This is a genomic window from Microbacterium resistens NBRC 103078 (assembly GCF_001552355.1).
Lineage (GTDB): Bacteria > Actinomycetota > Actinomycetes > Actinomycetales > Microbacteriaceae > Microbacterium > Microbacterium resistens.
This window is the reverse complement of the sequence record NZ_BCRA01000179.1, coordinates 1-4,559: the sequence shown is the minus strand read 5'-3', so window position 1 is coordinate 4,559 and position 4,559 is coordinate 1. Positions and strand designations below refer to the sequence as shown.

Genomic DNA, 4,559 nt, shown 5'->3' with positions numbered 1-4,559 from the left:
GCGGTCCTGCGCCGCCGCACCTGGTTCGCCCAGGGGCGCATCCTCGGCGCCGTCGGCCGCATCACCCCCGAGTACGCGCGGCCCGTCCCGGCCGCGCGCGACCCCCGAGAGGAGGCGTAGCCATGTCGCTGAAGAGCGTGATGTTCGACCTCAAGGCCGCCACCGTCCGCCGCCGCGTCGGGCGGTTCCACCGCGAGCTCCTGGCCCACGAGCGCATGGGCGTCGAGGAGCTCGCCGCCCTCCAGGACCAGCGCGCCGCCCGGCTGGCGGCGTTCGCGATGGACGCCTCTCCGTTCTACCGGCGCGTCTACGGCGAGCGAGGCGTGGATCCGCGAGCGCTCGTCGACCGCGAAGCGTGGCAGGAGCTCCCGATCCTCGATCGCGCGACCGTGAAGGAGCACGGCGCCGAGTTCCCGACGCCGGAGGCCGTCGGCGCGAACGTGCGCCCCGCGGTGACCGGAGGGAGCACGGGCGAGCCGCTGCGGACGATGCACGACGCCCGGGTCCCCTCGCTGGCGCTGAGCTGGCGGATGTACTCGTGGTGGGGCATCCGGCCGTACGACGACCTCGCACGGATCGGGCGATGGAGCTTCGGCCGCCTCGACACCCTCAAGAACGACGTGTCCTGGTGGCCGACCCGTCAGCGCTACCTCGACGCGGGCCTGATCTCCGCCGAGACGATGACGGCCTTCCACCGCGAGCTCACCCGCGTGCGCCCCCGCCTGTTCGAGGGCTACGTGGGCGCCATGCTGGAGTTCGCCGACTTCCTGGAGAGCCGGGGGCTGACGATCCCTCCCCCCGTCGCGATCGCGACGACCGCCGCGCCCCTCACCGCCCCGGTGCGCGCGCGCCTCGAGTCGGTGTTCGGCGCGCCCGTGTACGACGAGTACCGCGGTTCGGAGTTCGGCTGGATGGCCGGCGAGTGCGAACGGCGCGACGGCCTGCACGTCTTCAGCGACGTCCGGCGGATCGAGGTCGTCGACGCGGACGGTCGCCCGGCCGCGCCGGGCGAGCTCGGGGACCTCGTCATCACTGACCTCGCCAACCGGGTCTTCCCGATGATCCGCTACCGCACCGGGGACCGCGGCATCCTCCGCGCCGAGCCGTGCGCGTGCGGCCGGGCCCTGCCGCTCATGGAGCAGCCGCAGGGCAGGACGACCGACCTCATCCGCCTGCCCAGCGGCGCGGTGCTCGCGCACCGGCTGATGGGGATGTTCGGCGAGCACCCGGAGGCGGTGCGGCTGTTCCAGATCCACCAGCAGGCCGACTACTCGATCGTCGTCCGCGTCGTCCTGGGCGACGGGGCCGACGCCCGGTCGCAGGTGGAGACTGCGGTCGCCGCGCTCCGCGACCGGATCGCGGACGAGGTGCCGGTCCGGACCGAGGTCGTGGAGGCGCTCCCCTACACCGGGGGCAAGACGAAGTACGTCATCAGCGACGTCCCGAGCTGATCCCTCCGCCCGTCCCCGTCGTCGATCCCCGTCTCCGCGCGGATGTCCGTGGCCGGTGGCACGCTGGCGGCATGAGCGACGGCGACCGCTATCAGTGGCAGGGGATCGACGACCCCGACCGGACCGATCTCGCCCACGTCCGCTTCTCCGGCGACGCGATGCGGGCGCACGGGACGTCGATCACCCGCGCGTACGCGACCTCGTGGTCGCTGGACGTCGGGCCGGGTTGGATCACGCGGTCCCTGGAGGTCGATGCCCACGGCGCCGGCTGGAGACGGTCGCTGCGTCTGACCCGCGACGCCGACGGCGCGTGGTCCGCGGAGGCGGACGCGCGGGGAGAGGCCGACCTCGCACCGCCCGGTCTCGCCGACCCGGAAGCCGTCCGGGGAGCGGTGGACTGCGACCTGGGCCTGTGCCCGCTGACAAACACCATGCCGATCCGGCGGCTGGGCCTGCTCCACCGGTCCGCCGAGGACGCACCGCTCGTGATGGCGTGGGTGGAGGTGCCGTCCCTCCGGGTGATCCGCAGCGAGCAGCTCTACGGCTCCTTCGGGGACGGCAGGATCCGCTACGCGAGCGCCAACCGGGACTTCGCGGCGGAGCTGACGGCGGATCGGGACGCGGTGGTCCTCGACTACCCGCAGCTCGCCCGCCGCGTTGCTCCGCGCTGACCGGCCGGAGCGCCGGACGCGCTACAGCTCGCCCGGCCGCATCGCCTCCGCGTCGATCGCGCGGATGATGCGCTGCGCCGCGGTGTCGACGGGCGGCTCCTCGGCGCCCTTCCCGCGGCGCCCCCCGCGCAGGCGGCGAGGGGCGTAGACCACGAGCGAGTGGAACAGGAACCGGGCGAAGAAGGCCACGCCGAGCGAGATCGCCGCGGCGAGGATGCTCGAGAGGTGCCAGGTCTCCACCATGAACGCCAGCACAGGGATCCGGAGGGCCGCCTCGACGTTGTTGAACGCGAACGACTGGGCGAAGCGGACCGGCAGCCGGGAGGCGTCGTCGCGCATGTCGGCGAACACGAAGCGCTCCTGCAGCACGAAGTTGCCGATGATGGTCGCCTCGGCGGCGATGATCGCCGCCCAGACGTACTCCATGCCGAGCGAGGTCAGCGCCCACATGATGGCGAGGTTCGCGACCGCGCCGAGGGCGCCGATCAGCGCGAACAGGGACATCTTCCCGAAGCGCAGCCGGGTCAGGTGGGCGAGGAAGGTCGTCCCCTGGCGGAAGGTCGCCTTGGACGTGCCGTTGATCCGCTCGCCGAACGCCATCGGCACCTCGGCGACGCGCACCTCCGAGCGCACGAGGATCTCCAGCAGGATCTTGAAGCCGTTCGGGCGCAGCGCCGCGGGATCGATCCGCCGACGGTCCACCAGGAAGAACCCGGTCATCGGATCCGAGCTGCGTGCGAGGCGGATCGGGAACATCGCCTTCGTGAGGAGCGTCGCGGCGCGCGAGGTGGCGTAGCGCATCGTCGTGCCGAGTCCGGCGTGGTCGCCGCCCCCGATGTAACGGGAGGCCGCGACGACGTCGGCGCCTCCGTCGAGGTGCCGCGCGAGCAGGTCGGGGATCAGCTCCGGCGGATGCTGCAGGTCCCCGTCCATGACCACGCAGAGGTCGTGCTCGGCGGCGCGGATCCCCTCGACGACGGCCCCGCCGAGTCCTCCGGCGGCCCGCTCCCGATGGATCACCCGGACCGGGATCGGCGCGGTCACCGACACGGCGCGGATCACCTCCGGGGTGTCGTCCGTGCTGTCGTCGACGAAGAGGATCTCGCCGTCCTGTCCGTCCAGGGCGTCCGCGACACGGGAGACCAGCGCGGCGACGTTGTCGCGCTCGTTGAAGGTGGGGACGACGACGGTGACGGCCGTCGGCGACGTGTCGTCCATGCCTGTCCCCCTCCCCAGCGCCGACTTCCATCGTCGCACGTCGAGCGGCCCCCTGCCTGCGCGCCCGCCCAGCCGCCGCACGTGGAGTTCCGGCGACGGACGCGCTAGGATCGGCGGATACGGCTGTGGGAGCCGTCGGGCGGATGGGGATCCGCCCTTACTGGGGAGTCCTTTCGAGGACGCGACATCTGGGGACGTCATGGGGACGCGTATCGGCTATGCCGCGGGAGCATTCGACCTGTTCCACGTGGGCCATCTCAACCTGCTCCGCCACGCGAGGCAGCAGTGCGACCGACTCGTCGCGGGGGTGGTGAGCGACGAGATGCTGCGGCAGGTCAAGGGGATCGAACCGGTGATCCCGACGGCGGAGCGGGCGGAGATCGTCCGCCACATCTCCTTCGTGGACGACGTCTATGTGGAGACGGCCCCGGACAAGATGGACGCCTGGCGGGACGTGCGCTTCACGCACTTCTTCAAGGGCGACGACTGGCGGGGCACCGAGAAGGGCTTGACGCTGGAGCGGGAGTTCGCCGAGGTGGGCGTCGAGGTCGTGTACTTCCCGTACACCGCGCACACCTCCAGCACCGCGCTGCGGCGCGCACTGGACGCCATCACCTCCGGCGCGATGGCCGCCGCCCGCTGACCCGCCCGCCGCGGAGCCGCCTCCGGATTTCGGCCGTACGCTGGGTGATATGAGCACTCCTGCCTCCGACACCATCACCATGTTCGGCGCCGAGTGGTGCGGCGACTGCCGCCGCACCAAGAAGCAGCTCGACGAGCTGGGCGTCGCCTACACCTACGTCGACCTGGAGGCGGACCCCGCCGCCGCGGACGTGGCCAAGGAGATCTCCGGCCGCACGAACATCCCGGTCGTGGTGTACCCGGACGCCAGCCACCACGTCGAGCCGTCCAACGCCGACGTCGAGGCGAAGCTGCGCGAGCTCTCCCTCATCTGAGACCCGGGACCTTCCGCCGGGCCCGGACCCCTGAGGCGGATCGGTGACGGAACCGACGCGACCGGACCGTCCTCCGGTCACGACGGTCGTAGGGTGGAGACACCGCGCCGAAGGAGGCTCCGATGCCCGCATCCCCCGCCCTCGCCGAAGACCGGCGTGCGCCGATCGACGCGGCCGTCGCCGCCCTCGCCGACGGCGCCCGCGCCTGGGCCGCCCTGACGGTCGGCCAGCGCGCGACCGTCCTCCGCGGCGTCCGCCGTACG

General features: G+C 72.5%; 5 protein-coding genes. 4 read left to right on the top strand and 1 reads right to left on the bottom strand.

The features are described 5' to 3' along the window. The first annotated feature begins 122 nt into the window (after window positions 1–122). Window positions 123–1,451 carry a phenylacetate--CoA ligase family protein gene (locus MR1_RS18565; RefSeq protein ID WP_067250618.1) on the top strand — a complete coding sequence of 443 codons (1,329 nt, stop codon included), beginning with the start codon at window positions 123–125 and terminating at the stop codon, window positions 1,449–1,451. 71 nt (window positions 1,452–1,522) lie between these two features. Further along, on the top strand, window positions 1,523–2,122 hold the full coding sequence (locus MR1_RS18560; RefSeq protein WP_067250615.1) for a putative glycolipid-binding domain-containing protein: 600 nt from the start codon (window positions 1,523–1,525) through the stop codon (window positions 2,120–2,122). A 21-nt stretch (window positions 2,123–2,143) separates the two neighbouring features. Here MR1_RS18560 and MR1_RS18555 read toward each other — a convergent pair whose 3' ends face one another. Further along, window positions 2,144–3,340 carry a glycosyltransferase gene (locus tag MR1_RS18555; RefSeq protein WP_067250612.1) on the bottom strand — a complete coding sequence of 399 codons (1,197 nt, stop codon included), beginning with the start codon at window positions 3,338–3,340 and terminating at the stop codon, window positions 2,144–2,146. Between the two features lie 199 nt (window positions 3,341–3,539). Between MR1_RS18555 and MR1_RS18550 the strand changes: the two genes are divergently transcribed. Beyond that, window positions 3,540–3,983 (top strand): adenylyltransferase/cytidyltransferase family protein, encoded by a 444-nt coding sequence (locus MR1_RS18550; RefSeq protein WP_067250608.1) that lies wholly within the window; start codon window positions 3,540–3,542, stop codon window positions 3,981–3,983. A gap of 49 nt (window positions 3,984–4,032) precedes the next feature. Next, window positions 4,033–4,296 carry a glutaredoxin family protein gene (locus MR1_RS18545; protein ID WP_067250605.1) on the top strand — a complete coding sequence of 88 codons (264 nt, stop codon included), beginning with the start codon at window positions 4,033–4,035 and terminating at the stop codon, window positions 4,294–4,296. Window positions 4,297–4,559: the final 263 nt, after the last annotated feature.

Coding starts and splice junctions, on each gene's coding strand:
- MR1_RS18545 (WP_067250605.1), top strand. CDS start 4,033: ATGAGCACTCCTGCCTCCGACACCATCACCATGTTCGGCGCCGAGTGG.
- MR1_RS18565 (WP_067250618.1), top strand. CDS start 123: ATGTCGCTGAAGAGCGTGATGTTCGACCTCAAGGCCGCCACCGTCCGC.
- MR1_RS18560 (WP_067250615.1), top strand. CDS start 1,523: ATGAGCGACGGCGACCGCTATCAGTGGCAGGGGATCGACGACCCCGAC.
- MR1_RS18555 (WP_067250612.1), bottom strand. CDS start 3,340: ATGGACGACACGTCGCCGACGGCCGTCACCGTCGTCGTCCCCACCTTC.
- MR1_RS18550 (WP_067250608.1), top strand. CDS start 3,540: ATGGGGACGCGTATCGGCTATGCCGCGGGAGCATTCGACCTGTTCCAC.